15 protein-coding genes are annotated in these 18,684 nt (G+C 44.9%); 14 read left to right on the forward strand and 1 reads right to left on the reverse strand.

Features of this window, described 5'->3' with window-relative positions; translation table 11 throughout:
- Positions 1-318 precede the first annotated feature (318 nt).
- From RBB45_RS13440 to RBB45_RS13465, 6 genes are all read left to right on the forward strand, one after another.
- A complete protein-coding gene (locus tag RBB45_RS13440; protein WP_224948541.1) occupies positions 319-1,986 on the forward strand; it encodes a sensor histidine kinase in 1,668 nt (555 codons plus the stop codon).
- Positions 1,983-2,711, forward strand: a complete 729-nt coding sequence (locus tag RBB45_RS13445) for a LytR/AlgR family response regulator transcription factor (RefSeq protein ID WP_009794692.1) — start codon at positions 1,983-1,985, stop codon at positions 2,709-2,711. Before RBB45_RS13440 ends, RBB45_RS13445 begins: the two co-directional genes overlap by 4 nt.
- 128 nt (positions 2,712-2,839) lie before the next feature.
- Positions 2,840-4,066: an L-lactate MFS transporter gene (locus tag RBB45_RS13450; protein ID WP_224948543.1), complete on the forward strand. Its 1,227-nt coding sequence runs from the start codon at positions 2,840-2,842 to the stop codon at positions 4,064-4,066.
- Between the two features lie 181 nt (positions 4,067-4,247).
- Complete coding sequence (locus tag RBB45_RS13455; protein ID WP_224948545.1) at positions 4,248-5,498, forward strand: DUF2254 domain-containing protein; 1,251 nt, start codon at positions 4,248-4,250, stop codon at positions 5,496-5,498.
- 263 nt (positions 5,499-5,761) lie between these two features.
- A complete protein-coding gene (locus RBB45_RS13460) occupies positions 5,762-6,046 on the forward strand; it encodes a hypothetical protein (protein ID WP_009794689.1) in 285 nt (94 codons plus the stop codon).
- A gap of 99 nt (positions 6,047-6,145) precedes the next feature.
- Complete coding sequence (locus tag RBB45_RS13465; RefSeq protein ID WP_009794688.1) at positions 6,146-7,393, forward strand: TerD family protein; 1,248 nt, start codon at positions 6,146-6,148, stop codon at positions 7,391-7,393.
- 37 nt (positions 7,394-7,430) lie between these two features.
- Here the strand turns inward: RBB45_RS13465 and RBB45_RS13470 are convergent, their stop codons facing one another.
- Positions 7,431-8,873 (reverse strand): DEAD/DEAH box helicase, encoded by a 1,443-nt coding sequence (locus RBB45_RS13470; protein WP_180827268.1) that lies wholly within the window; start codon positions 8,871-8,873, stop codon positions 7,431-7,433.
- A 605-nt stretch (positions 8,874-9,478) separates the two neighbouring features.
- On the opposite strand from RBB45_RS13470, the gene RBB45_RS13475 reads away from it, so the two are divergent.
- The 8 genes from RBB45_RS13475 to RBB45_RS13510 all read left to right on the forward strand — a co-directional run bounded on the left by RBB45_RS13475 (position 9,479) and on the right by RBB45_RS13510 (position 18,682).
- Complete coding sequence (locus RBB45_RS13475; protein WP_035402980.1) at positions 9,479-10,291, forward strand: formate/nitrite transporter family protein; 813 nt, start codon at positions 9,479-9,481, stop codon at positions 10,289-10,291.
- 53 nt (positions 10,292-10,344) lie between these two features.
- On the forward strand, positions 10,345-13,317 hold the full coding sequence (gene fdhF / locus RBB45_RS13480; RefSeq protein WP_009794685.1) for a formate dehydrogenase subunit alpha: 2,973 nt from the start codon (positions 10,345-10,347) through the stop codon (positions 13,315-13,317).
- Positions 13,317-13,796, forward strand: coding sequence for a helical membrane plugin domain-containing protein (locus tag RBB45_RS13485; RefSeq protein WP_009794684.1), 480 nt, complete (start codon positions 13,317-13,319; stop codon positions 13,794-13,796). The genes fdhF and RBB45_RS13485 overlap by 1 nt, the downstream gene beginning before the upstream one ends.
- Before the next feature lie 84 nt (positions 13,797-13,880).
- Positions 13,881-14,252: a Na-translocating system protein MpsC family protein gene (locus RBB45_RS13490; RefSeq protein ID WP_009794683.1), complete on the forward strand. Its 372-nt coding sequence runs from the start codon at positions 13,881-13,883 to the stop codon at positions 14,250-14,252.
- Between the two features lie 369 nt (positions 14,253-14,621).
- Positions 14,622-14,897 (forward strand): hypothetical protein, encoded by a 276-nt coding sequence (locus RBB45_RS13495; RefSeq protein WP_022544620.1) that lies wholly within the window; start codon positions 14,622-14,624, stop codon positions 14,895-14,897.
- 209 nt (positions 14,898-15,106) lie between these two features.
- Positions 15,107-15,814 (forward strand): DNA alkylation repair protein, encoded by a 708-nt coding sequence (locus RBB45_RS13500; protein WP_009794681.1) that lies wholly within the window; start codon positions 15,107-15,109, stop codon positions 15,812-15,814.
- Positions 15,815-15,889: 75 nt separating this feature from the next.
- On the forward strand, positions 15,890-16,423 hold the full coding sequence (locus RBB45_RS13505) for a glycerol-3-phosphate responsive antiterminator (protein ID WP_022544619.1): 534 nt from the start codon (positions 15,890-15,892) through the stop codon (positions 16,421-16,423).
- Positions 16,424-16,663: 240 nt separating this feature from the next.
- On the forward strand, positions 16,664-18,682 hold the full coding sequence (locus RBB45_RS13510; RefSeq protein ID WP_306009750.1) for an alpha/beta fold hydrolase: 2,019 nt from the start codon (positions 16,664-16,666) through the stop codon (positions 18,680-18,682).
- The last annotated feature ends 2 nt before the right edge of the window (positions 18,683-18,684 follow it).

Raw genomic sequence — 18,684 nt, forward strand, 5'->3', positions numbered from 1 at the left:
ATTGTAATAATTTGCTTTGCATAACCGGAAAATCTCCTCTTATTTACCTAAAAATGAATTCCATTCTGTATTTAGCCGGAAAATCCCCGCTTATTTTTCTTATGTAGGATCCATCAATTAAAAGAAGCCAGCTAGGTAAAGTATTAACGTGCCGGGAGTCAGGCACCTCACAAAGCCAAATCATAGCTTTGTGTTTTTTCTTCCCCTAAAATAGCATTATCCTCAACTTTCCAGCCAATAATGATAAGAATACAAAATACCTCATCTATATCATGAATTTATTTATAAGTACTTTTGCACCAAGGAGGCCACACCATCATGTACGCTTCATCTGAGTTAGAAATGCTCATTCGGTTAATCGAGCGGGCAGCACTTTTGCTGATTACTTTATTTTTCATGGCGAGGGTGCCGAAGTTTAAAGAGATTTTGCAGAGGGACCATCATTCCCCGGTAGAGCTGTCGCTGCTGACGGGGATTTTCTGTGTGTTTGCCCTTTTTGGGACCTATTCGGGAATTGAAGTGGAAGGGTCAATTATTAATATCCGGACGATTGCTATTGTCTCCGGAGGAATCCTGTTTGGGCCGTGGGTTGGCATAGTAACAGGGATTGTTTCCGGGGTGCACCGCTATTTGATCGATATTGGCGGGGTGACCTCTGTTCCGTGCCTGATCACCAGTATTCTGGCAGGGTTCACTGCTGGCTATATCCATGTTTATATGAAAAAAAGCAGGCGATGGATTTATGGGATTATCGCCGGGATGTTCTGCGAGACCCTGACGATGATTCTTATTTTAGCAATGGCTGATTCCTTTGAATTGGGTGTCGCGATTGTATCGAAGATAGGGATTCCGATGATTTTGGGACAGGTCAGCATTGGACTGATCATCCTGATGATTGCGAGTGTGGAAGGGGAGAAAGAGCGGATTGCCGCCCAGCAGTCCCAGCTGGCCCTTAATATCGCTAATAAGACTCTGCCATATTTCCGCTCGATTAACGGAGAATCGCTTCGGACGATTTGCAGGATCATTAAAGATGATATCAAGGCAGATGCCGTTGCGATTACGGATACAAAGGATGTTCTTGCCTATGTCGGATATGGGGAAGAGAAGTATAAGATTGGACAGGAAATCATCAGTGATCTGACTAAAGAAACGATCCGCAATGGGCAGATTACCATCAGGAACAATATTGCCGATCATCATACACCGCAGATCCACTGCCTGCTGATTATTCCTCTATCAGAGCAGGGCATTATAACAGGGACATTGAAAATTTATTACCGGAGAGCCTATACCATCACAAATACACTGCAGACGATGGCGATTGGACTGGCGCAGATCATCTCTACTTTGATGGAAGTTTCGAGAGTGGAGCAGATTAAGGAAGAAGCCAATAAAGCTGAGATAAGGGCCTTGCAGTCAAAAATCAATCCTCACTTCTTGTTCAATGCCCTTAATGCAATTGCCTCAACGACAAGGCGTGACCCGGAAAAAGCAAGGGAACTGATCATCAGTCTATCTGGGTATATGCGCTATAATTTGGAAGTTGGCGAAGAACTGATTGAAGTTCAAACGGCGCTTGAGCAGGTGAGAAATTATATTAAAATAGAAAAAGCAAGGTTTGGTGAACGTCTTCAGGTTGTTTATGATATAGACGATCTTCATTTAAAACTGCCAAGCCTGCTGATCCAGCCTTTAGTGGAAAATGCCGTGGTCCATGGCATATTAAAACAAAAAGGGCCTGGCAGCGTGACGATTTCCATTAAAGAATTCCAAGATAAAATTAGAGTGAGTGTCAGGGATACAGGAAAAGGAATCGACCAGGAAGTGATTGATCGCCTGCACAAAGGGGAGGTTTCCTCCAAGCAGATTGGCCTTTTCAATGTGCATCAGCGGGTGAAGCTGATTTACGGGACTGATCTGGTGATTCACAGGCTGAATCCGGGCACGGAAGTTTATTTTGACATAGGTAAGGAGCCATCATGAGAGCGATCATAGTAGAAGATGAAATTCCGGCGAAGGAAGAGCTGGAATATTTAATAGAGACGCATAGCAAAATCGAGATTGTGGCTTCGTTTGAGGACGGGCTGGATGTGCTGAAGTTCCTTCAGGAGGAAGAAGTCGATGCCATCTTCCTGGACATCAATATCCCCTCATTGGATGGGATGCTGCTGGCAGGAAGCATCAGCAAGTTTGCTAAGAAGCCGTATATCATTTTCACAACAGCTTATAAGGAGCATGCGGCACAGGCCTTTGAACTGGAGGCTTTTGATTATATTTTAAAGCCTTATGAGGAAAAAAGGATTGCCGCTATGCTTTCCAAGCTGGAAGCAGCCTTTCAGAAGGGAAAGCAGACGCAGGAAGAGATTCCCCAGGACCGCAATCGCCGGATTAATCTGAGGAAAAATGAAAATATCATCGTGACGGAGGTAAATGATATTTATTACGCTGAGGCTAGTGAAAAAATCACCCTGGTTTACACAGAGTCGGAAGAGTACACGATGCCTGTGTCAATTAGCGAATTTCATGACAGCCTGCCTCAGGATCTCTTTTTTAGATGCCACCGTTCCTATAGTGTTAATCTGTCCAAGATCCATGAGATTGTGCCATGGTTCAATAATACATATGTATTGAAACTGAAGGGTGTGAAGGCGGAAATACCGGTCAGCAGAAGCAAGTCGAAAGCGTTCCGGCAGATTATGCATTTGTAAATACCACTCATTCCGAATATCAGGCATTTCGTTCTGAAAGCGATTTAATTCCTATTTTCAGCGGTAGAATTCAAGTATAAACACAATTGCTTGAGATTATGAAACCGCTTAGAAAGAGGAGATTCGACATGAACGAACGAAAGGCAAATCGACTTCTTATCATCATTGGCACCATTATCGTCCAGATGGGTTTGGGCACCATTTATACGTGGAGCCTTTTCAATCAGCCACTAGTCGATAAATTCGGCTGGGAATTAAGCGCAACCAGCATTACTTTTTCTATTACAAGCTTTGCTTTAGCATTTGCGACCCTGTTCTCAGGGAAGCTGCAGGATAGATGGGGCCTTCGCCGTTTGGTGGCCGCGGCCGGGATATTGCTTGGTGCTGGGTTAATCCTCAGCTCACAGGTATCCTCATTATGGATGCTGTACGCCGTTGCCGGAGTGATCGTTGGCTTCGCAGATGGTACGGCTTATATTACAACACTAAGCAATTTGATCAAATGGTTCCCAGAGAAAAAAGGCTTGATCTCAGGGATTTCCGTTGGTGCATTTGGGACAGGCAGCCTGATTTTTAAATATGTGAACGCCAGTTTTATCTCATCATTCGGTGTCTCAACAGCATTCCTCCTATGGGGAGCAATCGTCCTGGTAATGGTAGTTGGCGGCTCGTTTTTACTAAAAGAAGCAAAAGAAACAGCAGACAGCTCTATGAAAGCGGCATCAAGGCAAAAGGATTATACAGTCAAAGAAATGCTGAAAACGAAGCAGGCATATCTGCTGTTTGTGATCTTCTTCACAGCATGTATGAGCGGGTTATACCTGGTCGGGATTGTCAAGGACATCGGAGTCAGCTTAGCCGGGCTGGATGCAGCTACAGCGGCAAACGCAGTCGCATTGGTAGCCATCTTTAATACAACAGGCCGAATCGTTCTGGGTGCACTGTCAGATAAAGTCGGCCGGATGGAAGTTATTTGCGGAACGCTGCTGGTCACTGCCATTGCAGTCACAGTCTTAAGCTTTGTTCCATTGAACTTCCCGATCTTCTTCGCCTGTGTAGCAGCAATTGCCTTCTGCTTTGGCGGAAACATCACTGTATTCCCAGCCATCGTGGCAGACTTCTTCGGACTGAAGAACCAAAGCAAGAACTACGGCGTAATCTACCAGGGATTTGGAATCGGGGCTTTAGCGGGCTCTCTGGTAGCCGCTGTACTTGGTGGATTCCAAGCAACGTTTACGGTTATAGCAGCATTGTGTATCGTCTCACTTGTGATTGCACTGACCATTAAGCCGCCTGGTGAGGGCAAGAAGCGTAAGGGGAAGATGAAGTTGGAGCCTCATACGAGAGTTGGATAATATGAAATAGTGCCTAAGTCGGTGCCTGACCCCCAGTACGTAAAGTGTTAACATACTGAAGGGTCAGGCACCTTTTATTTGAAAAGAAGAGCCAAGGGACCTGACCCCTTGGCTCTCTTTGTTTCACAAAAACAATTTTAGGGCAAAAACAATTAAAAAGCGTAAAGAAAGGGGAAGGGGATTGTTTAAGCAGTTCTTATTTAAAATTAAAGAAGGTACATGGTTCATTCCGGCTGTGTATACGCTCGTCGCATTGATTCTTGCGATCGGTGTGGTATATGTTGATTATTATTTGAACGAATTTTATCCAGAGATCTTTCTTGTGGGGCTGGATTTGGGTAAAACAATTCTTGGGACCATTGCCGGTTCGTTATTGACCATGACGACCATTACCTTTTCTACCACCATGGTTGTGTTAACTACATATTCTTCCCAATTTTCGCCGAGGACGCTGGAGAACTTTATTCAGGATCCGGTGACGATGAGGGTGCTGGGAGTCTTTATTGGCGGATTTGTTTATTGTATATTTACACTGCTGTTTATAAGAGAATCCTTTGGTAATACGGTGGCATCGGCTTCTATTGGCATAATCATTGCGTTCATATGCCTCGCATTTTTTGCCTATTTCATCTACCATGTCGCCACATCCATTCAGGTCGGCAAGCTGATTGAGAGGCTTGCTGACGATGCATTGGATGTGATTAAGAAGGAAAAAGAAAGGTATGAGCAGGATGACCGTGTATCCCTGCTGCAGGTCCGGCCGTCGGTTGTCATTGAAGCAAAGGCTGTAAAGGCCAGACGGTTTGGCTATATTCAGTATATTGATGAAGGCATGCTGATGGAGCATGCCGCTGAACAGGGAAGCATCATTGAGGTTCTCAAGCCAATCGGCCATTTTGTTACGGAAAAACATGATCTGCTTTGTGTCCACAATCAGGAAGAAATACCGGAAGGCCTTGAGGATGCTGTTATCGTAGGGACAGAGCGGACCACTTATAGTGATGTGGAATTTGGCCTGCAAAAAATTGCTGAGGTGGCCTTGAGGGCGGTATCACCGGGAATCAATGATCCCAATACAGCCATCCAGTGCATCAATTATTTAAGTGTCTGCCTGTCTGCAGCCAGCCATTTAAACGGGGAGGTTAAAGCCATCTCTGATGATGAAGGAAGAATGAAGGTTATCATTCCGCATCGGCCATTTGAAGATCTTTTGAATACTTCCTTCAGGCAGATCAGCTACTACGCGAAAGATGATTTTTCAGTCATGCAGGCGATTTTTAAGGCGCTTGAAGAAATAGGCTCAGGCTGCGGCCCGGCAATACGCAAAACCCTTGATAAGTTCGCAGATTATTTGAAAGAACAAGTAGAAACGGCTGCACTCACCAAAACCGAGAAGGATGAATTGTATAAAGTCTGCCTGGTTGAAGAATGATGGGGGAAAGGCAGGTTTCTCGGCTGCCTGTTTCGAAACTTGGAAAGAATACGTTAAATAATAAAGTTTATGGGGACACAATCCGTAAAAGGATTGGTGTCCCTGTTTTTGTTGCAGCAGTTTCTTGGTTAGCATGACAGGAATTTTCTGAAATAAAAGAAATTATTTGCTAGAATAGATGAAGAGCTTTTTCAACTCATAGGAAGAAATTAACAGAAAAATAATAATACATGTTCTTCTAAAAATAGGATGGAGGTATAATTATGTGGTTTATACTAGGAGCTGCTGCCATAGCAGCAACCTTTATAAATCTTTATATGTATATGACAGGCAAAGATTACAAATTTGCGATGGCAATGGGATTATCACTTACTGCTTTGACACTCTGTGCACAATACAGCGCTGTATCTAATTGGGTAAACAGTGAAGATTGGCCGGCTTTAATGGATGTTGTACCTACTATGGAGAAGGCGTTGTGGGTTTTGACGATTATTTCTATTTTGCTGAATATAGCACCTACACTTCTAGAGCTGAAAAAGAAAAAATAATTACCTATTGCTGTAATTACCAGATTACTAGTCCACAAGGCTGCTTGATTTCGACTTGCAAAAACATCATCAATGCATTTATGAGAAGGGTTGGTTTATATGAATTCATTGCTTCAGATGGGAGCAAATGCAGTTTTAAGTTCTCCAAAAGGAACTGTTACTGTCAACTACGAAATGTCCAATATGATAGATATTTCCTTAACCGCTTTCCTGCTGACTGATTCAGGCAAGGTACAGGGAGACAGCGGGATCATTTTTTATAATCAGCCGAAAAGTCTGTCTGGAGCCGCTGCTCTTATTCCGTCTGTGAATGTGGGTCAGACAAAGGTACATAAACTTGAGTTTGATATGAGTAAACTGCCTGCAGGGATTGCTAAAATAGCCATCACGCTAACCGAGGATAATCATACCGGCTTTTCCAATGTGAGGAATTTAAAGGCGGAGATCAGTGCGGGCGGGGAATTGATTCAATTTGTCCCATCTGTTTTTAAAAATGAAAACGGAATAGTAGTACTGGAATTGTATGTAAGAAACGGCCAGACAAAGGCAAAATCAGTGTGGCGGGGATTCGATTCAGGCCTTGAAGGTTTATGTAAACTTTACGGTGTTGAGGTTGAAGCTGAGGAGCAAAAACAGCCTCCTGCACCTCAAGCTGTTGAAAAACAAGCTTTAAAAGAACCTGCTAAAACACAATCAGTCCCTGAAAAGAAAAGCAGCTTAAATACTCTGCCGCCGATAAGCCTTGAAAAAGCAAAAGGGAAAATAAATCTCGATAAAGGCCAGAAGCCGGTGTTAATTGAGAAAACACCTGAAATTACGGCGACAGTCTCCTGGAAGACAGGGACGGATTATGATATCTATGCTCTGGTTTATACAAAGAATGGCAGGCAGATAGATGTAGCCATGTTCGGGGCCCAGGGGACACCGCCACTCAAGAGGTTTGGCAATGGAGCAGTAGAGCATATGGGGGATGTGGGAAGATTCAGCGGATCCACAAAGAAAGAAGTCATTAAATTGAGGCTGACCAATGATATTCTGGCAGTGGTGCCTGTTGTATATTCAGCTCAGTCAAATGGAACAGGGTCATTCTACAGATACAAGGTATCCATGAGTATTGATAACCATAGCGGAACTTCTGTTACCATTTCCTCCAAGAATGCGAATAATAATGACACGATCTATACCTGTGTGCCCGGAATACTCCATAATACCGACGATGGAGTGATTATAAGCCCATTAGAGCTTTATAGTGCACCCAACTCTGAGTATAGACCCAGACTAGTAATGGGAGCTTCGAATATGGTAGAGGTTTTGATGGATCAGGGGCCGATTAATGATTATAAGTAGGGGAAAAAAAGAGCCAAGGGGTCTGTCCCCGTGGCTCTTACTTAATCGCCTTACTGACCTTCAATTTCTTCCCCTTAACCGTGGCATTCTCCATAGCCTGCAGAACCAGCGATCCTTTCCCATTCAGAATATCAACATATGACATCTGATCATGGATGGTGATGATGCCGATATCGTCTGCTGTGACTCCAGGGATTTTGGCGATGGTTCCGACAAAATCAACGGCACGGATTTTCTTCTTTTTACCGCCGGTAAAGTGGAGCTTCATGATATCCTGGTTGATTCGGGCTGTTTTATTATTTCTGACGACCCGCCTGCCGCTGATTTTTTCTTCGAAGGCAGCTTTTCCGGCAGCAACATCCTGCTGGCTTGGTGCTTCTATGACAGGAATCTCAAAGCCGATGTATCTTTCAATCGCTTTAAGGAATTTTTCTTCAAAAGGTGTGGCAAACGTAATGGCTTTGCCTTTGTTTCCGGCGCGGCCGGTTCTTCCGGTCCGGTGCACATAGCTTTCTTTTTCCATTGGGACATCATAGTTAATGACAAGGCTCACATTATCAATATCAATCCCTCTGGCAGCTACATCGGTGGCCACAAGATAGCGGTAGTTCCCCATTTTAAAGCCTTCCATAACCGCAAACCGGTCTTCCTGCTCCAGTCCGCCATGGAGCCTCTCACTGGAATATCCAGCACCATCCAGTTCAGTGTACACTGTATCAACATGTTCTTTAGTCCGGCAGAAAATGAGGCAGCTGTCAGGATTTTCTGTAACTGTGATGTCTTTAAGGAGCGAAATCTTATCTTCCTGCTTTACTTCCATTAGGAAATGTTCGATCGTCTCAGCGGTTACCCCGGTTGATTCAATCTCAACGTGAACAGGGTCTTTCATATATTCGTGGCAAAGAGCTTCAACATCTTTAGGCAGGGTAGCAGAAAAAACCATGGTCACCCGGTCTGAAGGAAGCTCTTTAATGATGGCTTCCACTTCATCGATGAACCCTCTATTAAGCATCTCATCCGCTTCATCGATGATCAGATACTGTATTCGATCCAGGACGAGCGTTTCCCGGTCGATATGGTCCATAACCCGTCCTGGCGTCCCAACGACCACATGCGTTTTCTGCTTCAATTCTTCCTTTTGCTTTGTAAAAGGTTCTTTTCCGTAGACGGCCGCTGCTTTGATGCGTTTGAAACGGCCGATATTCGTAATATCTTCACGAACCTGAACGGCGAGCTCCCTTGTTGGGGTAAGGATCAAAGCCTGCGGGCTTTTTTCTTCCCATTCAACCATATCGCAGACAGGAATACCGAAGGAGGCGGTCTTCCCGCTTCCGGTTTGAGCCTTCACCACAAGATCCTGCTTTTCCATCGCCAATGGAATGACCTTGCTTTGTACCTCTGTTGGAGATTCGTATTTTAACACACCCAGTGCCCTTTGTATTTCTTCGCTTAAATGATAATCCGCAAAACTTTTACTCATTATTTAACCCCGTTTTTTTGTTTTTTCGTCATATGGATAGAATTCTCTTTAAGAAGTATTGTATGCATGATCAGATATGGTTCATTATACTTGAAAATTGCTGGACAAGATATAAGAGTCCAGCCCCCTCAACTCCGCCCCGCGGAAAGCGAAGTGTCTGGAGCGGAAACCATCAGCCCTCATTAGGAACACAACAACGAATAGAGGAACAAAAAGAGTCAACGTTTACTTAAAGATACTTTATAGACAGTATCCCCTGTAAAAAAGTTCAAGAACTATTCGCAAATCGAAGAATCTATGATAGAATTAAAAAGTTATAGAGGATGAAACGTTCATTGATGTTAGTTAATTAACATTGACTGTACATCCTGTTCTTTCATTTCGTATGAAGCGGGAAGGTTTGCTGGTATTACATAATGCTAAGCTTTCAGCCCACTGTAAAACGGTACATGCAAATGCATGGGGCCTTTTTATAGTGGGCTTTTTTTGTGTTCTCGTTCATATGCCCTTTAATACGGCAGGCTGGTTCTAGAGAGATGGTCCTAAGAGGCAGCCTTATGCCTTATGTATTGTGGACCATAAAGACAATAATTGGGGGAAGAAATATGGCATTTCATAGTTCACAGCAGATCGCCGAAATGGCGGTTGAAGCTGGGGTGAAGAAGGCTACCATGCGGCCGGCGCACACACTCATTTTAGGATTTTTAGGTGGAGCTTTTATTTCTTTAGGTTTCTTATTATATATCCGGGTTGTTGCTGACCTGCCGCATGAATGGGGCACTTTCAGCTCGCTTATTGGCGGAGCCGTGTTCCCGGTAGGGTTGATGCTGATCATTATTGCCGGCGGAGAATTGCTGACAGGCAATATGATGGCACTGCCGCTGGCTGTGATGGCGAAGCGCGCGACGTTTAAGCAGCTGGGCAGGAATTGGCTGCTGGTTTTGGTTAGTAATTTTATTGGTTCAATCTTTGTAGCTTATTTCTTTGGACATGTTGTTGGAATGACGGAAACAGGTGCATTCCTGACTAAAACTATAGCAGTTGCGGGAGCAAAAATAGATCAGGCATTCTGGCCGACTCTAATATCCGCTGTTGGCTGTAACTGGCTCGTTTGTTTAGGCATCTGGCTTGCTTTCGGAGCTGATGATATCGGCGGTAAGATTCTTGCGATCTGGTTCCCGATCATGGCATTTGTTGCCATCGGCTTCCAGCACGTTGTAGCCAATATGTTTATCATTCCTGCAGCCATCTTTGCAGGGAGCTTCACATGGGCTGATTATGCTGCAAACTTTGTACCGGTTGCCATTGGAAATGCCATTGGCGGAGGAGTCTTCGTAGCATTGGCTTACTGGATGGTTCATAAAGATTCTCTTCAATCATCTATGAGAGCAAAATCAAGTATTAAGAAAGCCAGCTGATAATTACTCTTGTTTTTTGGATAGATTTGTTTTTTTACTAAGGAGGCTTTACCGTGGGGGAAAAAGTGAATGTTCTGATCAACGGAACAGCACACCAGGTTGAAGAAGGAACTCGTATTTTAGATTATCTCATGCAGCAGGAAATCGAACATCCGCATATATGCTATTCCGAGGTTCTTGGACCGGTACAGAGCTGTGATACTTGTATGTGTGAAGTGAATGGCAATCTGATGCGTGCATGCTCTACAGTTGTGGAAGACGGCATGGACATTGCCACCTCGTCTGAAATCGCCAAAGGCGCCCAAGAGGAAGCAATGGACCGTATTTTAGAAAACCATCTGCTGTACTGCACTGTATGTGACAATAACAATGGCAACTGCCGTGTACATAACACAGCAGAAATGATGGGGATTGAGCACCAGACGCGTCCGCATCGTTCTAAGGGCTATGAAGTCGATATGTCTCATCCGTTTTACCGCTATGACCCTGACCAATGTATTCTGTGCGGCCGCTGTGTGGAAACATGCCAGGATCTTCAGGTAAATGAAACGCTGACCATTGATTGGGAAACAGGGCAGCCGCGCGTATTATGGGACGGAGGAAAAAGCATCAATGAATCCTCTTGTGTTTCCTGCGGACAATGTGTATCTGTTTGTCCTTGTAACGCATTGATGGAAAAATCAATGCTTGGAAACGCTGGCTTCATGACAAGCATGTCTGATGACCTGCTTACTCCTATGATCGACCTTGTAAAAGCAGTTGAGCCGGATTATCAAACAATCATGGCCGTTTCAGAAGTAGAAGCAGCCATGCGTGAAACAAAGATCGAGAAAACAAAAACGGTTTGTACTTTCTGCGGTGTCGGCTGTTCATTTGAAGTTTGGACAAAAGACCGTGAAATCCTTAAAATTGAACCATCAGAGAATGCGCCGGTCAACAGCGTTTCTACTTGTGTAAAAGGCAAGTTTGGCTGGGACTTTGTCAATTCCCAGGAACGTATCACTTCACCATTGATCCGTAAAGGCGATGTGTTTGTGGAAGCGAGCTGGGATGAAGCTCTTTCTGTTGTGGCCAAAAACCTCGGAGAAATCAAAGATACTTACGGAAGCGATGCATTAGGTTTCATTTCTTCATCTAAGATCACAAATGAAGAAAACTATCTGATTCAGAAGATGGCCCGCCAGGTGTTCGGAACACATAATGTCGACAACTGTTCCCGCTACTGCCAGTCTCCTGCGTCATGGGGACTGCAGCAGACAGGAGGCATCGGCGGCGACTCTGGAACGATCCAGGATATTGCAGGTGCAGGGCTTGTCATCCTGGTAGGCTGTGCTCCGGCAGAAGGACATCCGGTCCTTGCGACACGCATCAAGCGTGCGCAGAAGCTACATGGCCAGAAACTGATCACAGTGGATGTGCGCAGGCATGAAATGGGTGACCGTGCCGACTTGTTTGTACGTCCAAAGCAGGGTACTGACTTTGTATGGCTTTCCGCTGTCACAAAGTATATGATTGACCAAGGCTGGCATGATGCGAAATTCATCACAGAACATGTGAATCAGTATGATGAGTTCTTGAGCATGATCGAGTCTTATACACTTGAAGAAGCTGAAAGCATTACAGGCATTTCTGTTGCAACATTAAAAGAAATGGCTGAAATGATCCGTGACGCAGATGGAACAGTCGTCTGCTGGGGAATGGGTGTAACACAGAATATCGCCGGCTCCCACACTTCTGTTGCCATTGCGAACCTTCTTCTGGCAACTGGAAACATGATGCGTCCGAATGCTGGTGCCTATCCATTGCGCGGACATAATAACGTACAGGGTGCTGCCGATATGGGAACGATGCCTAATATTTTCCCTGGCTATCAGTCTGTGACAAATAAAGAATTACGTGAGAAATTCGAGAAAGCCTGGGGCGTGGAACTGCCTGAAAATCCAGGGCTTGATAATATTGAAATGCTCGGTGAAGTGGATAAAGGCAATCTGAAGGCAATGTTTGTTGCCGGTGAGGATATGGCATGGGTTGATGCTGACTCTAACCATACACAGGCAATGCTTGCGAAGCTGGACTTCCTTGTGGTGCAGGAAATCTTCCTGACAACAACAGCCCAATTCGCTGATGTGATACTGCCGGGTGCTCCTTCTCTTGAAAAAGATGGGACATTTACAAATACTGAACGCCGCGTTCAGCGTCTATACAAAGCATTAGAGCCTATGGGCAACAGCAAACCGGACTGGTGGATCCTTACTCAGCTGGCTAAAAAGATGGGCTATGACTGGAACTACTCTCACCCTAGCGAAATTTTTGACGAAATGGCAAGCCTGACTCCATTCTTCAGCCAGTGCAGCTATGATGTTCTTGAAGGCTGGAACAGCTTCCACTGGGGATCTCAGGATGGATCGAACACACCGCTTCTTTTCCAGGACGGCTTTAACTTCCCTGATAAAAAAGCACGCTTCGGATTGTTTGACTATGTACCGCCTGCTGTATTCCCGGATGAGTTCGATCTATCACTGGATAATGGACGACTGCTCGAACATTTCCATGAAGGAAACATGACTCATAAATCAGAGGGACTGAACTACAAATTCCCTAAAGTGTTCGTTGAAGTATCGCCTGAACTTGCAAAAGAACGCGGCGTAGAAGAAGGCTCGATTGTACGCCTGATCTCGCCATATGGTGCGATCAAGCTGCCGGTCCTTGTAACCGATCGCGTTGTTGGAAAAACGGTCTATGTGCCAATGCACTCTTCAAGCCATGAAAGTGCGGTCAACCTCCTGACTGGCGGTGCGGTTGACGTTGTGACACATACACCTGCTTACAAGCAAGTGAAGGTGCGGATGGAGATCCTCCAGCTGAATGGAGAGAATCCTCTTCCGAAGTACAATCCCCGCTATGCGACACGCACACCGCAAATGGGTCTTGAAATCTACCGCAAGTGGGAACGCGGTGATTATGTACCGCTCAGCACTGTCAACGAACATGTCTTCCCTGGTACCTATGACAGGAGGAATGCCTGATGGCAAAACCGATTAGCATCATTCAAAAGACAGAACTGACAGAAGAACAATTGAAGCAGCAATCCCTGGAGAATCTTCTCTCCGGGATTGCGGAAAATAAAGATTCCCTGCTTGAGACATTGGCTCTCTTGCAGGAATTGCATGACAGCGGGATACTGGATGCTGCCGGAAGCCTTCTGAAAGCAAAAGAGCATGCTGCACATGCTGCAATCGGCCAGCTCACACGCGAGCCTGTCACAAACATGATCAATAACGCAATGGCAGCAGGAGGCATCCTCACCCAGCTTGATCCAGAGACAACAGCCAAGCTGTCAAAAAGCTTGATAGCAGGAATGAAAAAGGCTGAGCAGGGATTAAAAGAGGATAGCAAAATCGGGATTTTTGACTTAATGAAGGCCTTAAAAGATCCTGACATCAACCGTGTGCTCGGATTTGGATTCAATCTATTAAAAGGTATGGGGGAAGGCTTAAAAGAATAAGCCTGAATCCTGGCCCATTCATTTTATAATGAATGGGTTTCCTTTTTTATAACAAACTATGTGTATCAATAGGAGGGACAGATCATGGCAAAGAATCTGGAGCATCAATTCAGTATGCTTGTCCGTGAAATCCGAAAAGAATACGTTGGAAATGGGCCTAAAGAAATAACCACCAAGTTCATTGGCTCCTGGGCTGTCAGTGAAATGAGAGGGAATCTGACCAATGTGGAAAAGTTCATGATCACTTCGGCACAAGGGGAAGATATGGTCCATGAAACGAGAACAAGATTTGTAAAAGAAATCTACAAAAAGCCGGAAGTCCAATTAAAATTTGAAAACCTGATGGACGCCAGAGTGATCAGGCTGTTTTCCGATATTAATATTAAAGAAGATATCGCCATGACTGTATTTGTCTTTGACCGGCCGATTGAGGGGAAACAGGGGAAACAGCTTTGAATTCTGTTCATTTGCGGCGTCATACCAGCTTGTGAATTAGACGATTCATGAATGGCATCTCAGCGTTCTTACAATGAGAGAGATAATCGATTTTCTGCAGAGGTTTATGAATGACAATTAAAAGAAATTATAAAGCTTAGAGGCTTTCCAAATGTTGATTGGACAATCGGGAAGCCTCTTTTTATTGTGCTTTTTTTGGGATTGAAGAAGGTACGGCTTTAATTTCTTTATTATAGGCAAATGCCCATTAAGCTAGTAGAATGGAATGGCTGGTTTTTAGTGCTAAGAAATCCTCACGAGGAATAGGCTGATTTATATAGCACAGATCATACTGCGGACATGCGCATAGCCGCTGCAAGGGGGAACATAATGAAGATATTTCTGATCATCAGCCAGCTCATTTATGTTATTTGCCTTATTCCCTGGTTTCCTATCTGGGGCTTGTCATTTATGAGTTTTGACAGTGGGATCGCCCTTGGAAACAGTGCGTTTGTCATAGGCATCGGGCTGTATCCTGTGGCTGTTATTGTGTGTTCCATTCTGGGCTGGGTGCTTCGCGGGCGCAATAAAAGGCTTGCCATCATCTTTAATTCTGTTCCGATGATCTGGATTATCGGTTTTGGACTGCTGATGATCATCATTTGAAGAGCAACTCCATTGAACCGGGATAAAGGCCGTTCATGCAGGCTGCTGCCCGATTAACAAGGTCAAAGGTTTAATAAATAGGAACGAGGTAAAGCCTGCCAGTAAGGGAGAGGTTTTGCCTCGTATTTTATTTTTACCCGGATTATAAGCTGTGCAGGAATGATAAAATAGAGCTATAAATAAATAGCTCATGGAAGGAAGTGCGGAAGATGGATTTCGAAACAGTCATGCAGGAGCTTGAAGCCCTCGGCAAGGAACGGACAAAGAAAATATACCTGTCCAATGGCGCCCATGAGCCTCTCTTTGGAGTCGCGACTGGGGCTATGAAGCCGATGGCGAAGAAAATAAAGATCGATCAGAAATTAGCCGAAGAACTCTACTCGACAGGAAACTATGATGCCATGTATTTTGCCGGCATCATTGCAGATCCGAATGGTATGATGGAGGCTGATTATGACCGCTGGATCGATTCTGCGTATTTTTATATGATCTCAGACTATGTAGTGGCAGTCACTTTGTCAGAGTCAGAGATCGCTCAGGAGGTTGCAGACAAATGGATTGCCAGCGGTGACGAGCTGAAGATGTCTGCAGGCTGGAGCTGCTACTGCTGGCTGCTGGGGAACCGGAAGGACCATGAATTTGAGGAAGAGAAGATCTCCAGTATGCTTGATCTTGCGAAAAAGTCTATCCATGACGCGCCGGAAAGAACGAAATCTTCTATGAGCAACTTCATATACACTGTCGGGCTTTCCTATTTGCCGCAGCATGAAAAGGCGCTCGGGACCGCACAGGAAGTTGGTGTGGTAGAAATGAAGCGGGAAAATAAAAAGAACAGTCTGCTGAATCCATACGAAAATCTGCAGAAAGAAGTAGATAGAGGACGGCTTGGCTTTAAGAGGAGATATGTCAGGTGTTAGGCTATTGCTAAATCCTGCCCAAACCCGCAGAATGTACCTAACAGACTTCTACTAACATAAACTGGATGTGATCTATTGTTTACTGGCATAATCCCGGCTATTCGAAATATGAAAGATTTTGAGCATGTATTGAAGAGGGATCATGAGCATATCATTCTTCTGGAGACGCGCCTGTCGCAGATCGAAAGTGTGGTCAAGTATGCGAAGCAGAGCGGGAAGAAGGTGTTTGTGCATGCGGATCTCGTTCAAGGGCTGAAGGTGGACGAGTATGGGATTGAATATCTGATCAATAACGTGAAGGTGGACGGCATCGTCTCTACCAGGGTTAATGTCATTTCTTTGGCGAAAAAGCACAATGTCATTGCGATTCAAAGACTGTTTGCACTGGACAGCCATGTACTGGAGCATAATGTCAGGATCAGCCGCAAAGTCAAACCGGATTATATCGAGGTTCTGCCCGGCATCATCCCGGGCATCATGGAAGAAATTCATGAGAAAACAGATATTCCGCTGATTGCAGGGGGACTCATCCGTACCGAAGAGGATATACAAAGTGCTTTGAATAACGGAGCATCTGCCGTCACCACCTCCAATCGGGATTTATGGTGACAGGGCCTTTTTCCTTATTTTAAAATAGAACATTGTTCAGAAAATTGTCGAATTATGTTGACAACGTTTTCATTTGAATTTACACTAGGGATAAGTTAATAACCCGTGACGAGATGAGGAGACACATTAAATGCCTTGAATTCAGGATTCAGGGGTGTTTAATGTGTCTTTTTTGTCTTTCCGATCTGGTTATTTAGGCAATATATCTTGAATATCAATAGGTTAAAAGGGGGATATGAGATGAATAGAGTAAAGAAGCCGGTCGTCTTATTAGTGATTTCTTTGCTGTTAATTCTTGCTGGAAGCTTTGGTGCTTCCCAGTTTAATAGCTCGAGCGGGGATGTGGATGTCTCACGCATTTATTTTGATACACCAAGAGGGGAGCTTTCAGGTCTTCTGTATAAGCCGGATGGTGCAGATCAGGAAGCAAGGCCAGCCATCGTGGCTACGCACGGCTACCTGAACTCTGCAGAAATGCAGGATGCACAGGCTATCGAAATGTCAAAGAGAGGTTACGTAGTCCTCGCCTTGGATCAGTATGACCATGGCCATTCAACAGGCACAATGGAAAAGCCGGTTCCATTCTTCTCCTTCTGGCCGCATGCGATCTATGATGCTGTCCAGTATATGTATGATCAGGATTATGTCCTGAAAGATGAAAACGGCAATGGCATCATTGCAGTTTCCGGCCACAGTATGGGCGGTTTCTCTTCCACCCATGCCGTCATGCTGGATGAAGTGGATTTCCAGGAAAGCGGCATCAGGAAAATCTACAGCTCCCTTACAATGGGGTCTGACTATCAATGGCTGAAGTCTCTCGGCTATACTATAGAAGATATCAACAACTCTTATGGGCCCAGGCCTTCCGGAAAAATTGCCGGACAGTATGATGAATTCTTTTTTGATGCAGAAGCAGCAGCTGCCGGTACGCCTGTAGTGAAGAAAAACTATGCTGCAACAGAAGAAGGCATGAGCTTCCTGGGCAACCCGGAAAAGCCTGAGGCTGGGAAAGTGTATAAGGTGAACGGCGGAGAAAGAATCATTTATCAGCCAAATGAGACACATCCTTGGAATCATTTCTCCAAAACGTCTACAGGAGATGCCATCGATTTTTATGATAGGGCATTTGCCGGCTATAATGGTTCATTAACAGTGGATAGTGATGGGCAGACATGGATGTTTAAAGAGTGGTTCTCTTTTGTCGCCCTGATCGGATTCTTCCTGCTGTTTGTGCCAGTTGTGTCCTTATTATCAAGGCTGCCGTTCCTTAACAGCATCTATACCGGCAGGCCAGAGCCGCTTCCTGCTCCAAAGACAAACGGCGCGAAGCTGGCAGGTTTGATCCTGATCGTAGTCGGGGGGCTTTTCCCTGCCTTATTCTTCTCCGCACTATATGGAGGAGATGTCTACGGAATGAGATTACTAAGACAGATCAGTATGATTTTCATTGCCCTGTCTGCCATTGTCCTGATTTCTTCTTTTGTGAAAAAATCAGAGCGCAGCATCAAGACAGTTTCTGCTATCATGCTCGTTCTAAGTGTGATTCAATATATCTATCTAAGGCTGCAGGATAAAATGCTTGCCACAACAGAGCTTTTTGGCGCCCCGACTGTGAATCCAGTTCTGTATTGGGCGATCAATGTGGCAATCATCACACTGATGATGATGGTCGGCTACCATTATGTTGCGAAAAAACCTGAAGGTGCTGCCATTAAGAATTATGGCGTGAAAGCAAGCGTCAAGTCAGTTATTGCTTCGCTTGTCACTGCCATTGCAGCTGTTGCGATCGGCTACGGGGTTCTTTATCTGATGGATGCCCTTTTCCAGGTAGACTTCCGCATTTGGACATTCGCTGTAAAAACATTCGAAGGCCAGCATCTGGCAGCACTGCTGAAATATGCACCATTATTCCTGATCTACTACTTTGTTGTCGGCCTGTCCGTCAACATGAATACAGCGACTGTGAAGTATAATGGATGGAAAGGCTATCTCATTTCTGTCTTCCATTTCATCGGCGGGCTTGTTCTTTACCTGGCCTACCATTACGGCTTGTTGTTTACGACTGGAACGGCCGGCTATCCGGGCGAATCGCTTTCTTCCATCATTGTAATTGGCCTGGTGCCAGCCCTTCTCGTAGCGGCGCTGTTTAACCGCTACTTCTATAGGAAAACAGGAAATGTCTATGTGGGCGCCTTCATCAATACTTTGCTGATGACACTGATCACACTGGCAAACACAGCGCTTTACACGATCTTTTAATA

Origin of the sequence: Bacillus sp. MMSF_3328 (genome assembly GCF_030733525.1) — a bacterium.
In the GTDB taxonomy this organism is placed as follows: Bacteria; Bacillota; Bacilli; order Bacillales; family Cytobacillaceae; genus Bacillus_AB; species Bacillus_AB infantis.

What these genes read in the sequence shown, in the direction of transcription:
- RBB45_RS13440 (WP_224948541.1), top strand. Translation starts at nt 319, where the DNA reads ATGTACGCTTCATCTGAGTTAGAAATGCTCATTCGGTTAATCGAGCGG.
- RBB45_RS13445 (WP_009794692.1), top strand. Translation starts at nt 1,983, where the DNA reads ATGAGAGCGATCATAGTAGAAGATGAAATTCCGGCGAAGGAAGAGCTG.
- RBB45_RS13450 (WP_224948543.1), top strand. Translation starts at nt 2,840, where the DNA reads ATGAACGAACGAAAGGCAAATCGACTTCTTATCATCATTGGCACCATT.
- RBB45_RS13460 (WP_009794689.1), top strand. Translation starts at nt 5,762, where the DNA reads ATGTGGTTTATACTAGGAGCTGCTGCCATAGCAGCAACCTTTATAAAT.
- RBB45_RS13465 (WP_009794688.1), top strand. Translation starts at nt 6,146, where the DNA reads ATGAATTCATTGCTTCAGATGGGAGCAAATGCAGTTTTAAGTTCTCCA.
- RBB45_RS13470 (WP_180827268.1), bottom strand. Translation starts at nt 8,873, where the DNA reads ATGAGTAAAAGTTTTGCGGATTATCATTTAAGCGAAGAAATACAAAGG.
- RBB45_RS13475 (WP_035402980.1), top strand. Translation starts at nt 9,479, where the DNA reads ATGGCATTTCATAGTTCACAGCAGATCGCCGAAATGGCGGTTGAAGCT.
- RBB45_RS13485 (WP_009794684.1), top strand. Translation starts at nt 13,317, where the DNA reads ATGGCAAAACCGATTAGCATCATTCAAAAGACAGAACTGACAGAAGAA.
- RBB45_RS13490 (WP_009794683.1), top strand. Translation starts at nt 13,881, where the DNA reads ATGGCAAAGAATCTGGAGCATCAATTCAGTATGCTTGTCCGTGAAATC.
- RBB45_RS13495 (WP_022544620.1), top strand. Translation starts at nt 14,622, where the DNA reads ATGAAGATATTTCTGATCATCAGCCAGCTCATTTATGTTATTTGCCTT.
- RBB45_RS13500 (WP_009794681.1), top strand. Translation starts at nt 15,107, where the DNA reads ATGGATTTCGAAACAGTCATGCAGGAGCTTGAAGCCCTCGGCAAGGAA.
- RBB45_RS13510 (WP_306009750.1), top strand. Translation starts at nt 16,664, where the DNA reads ATGAATAGAGTAAAGAAGCCGGTCGTCTTATTAGTGATTTCTTTGCTG.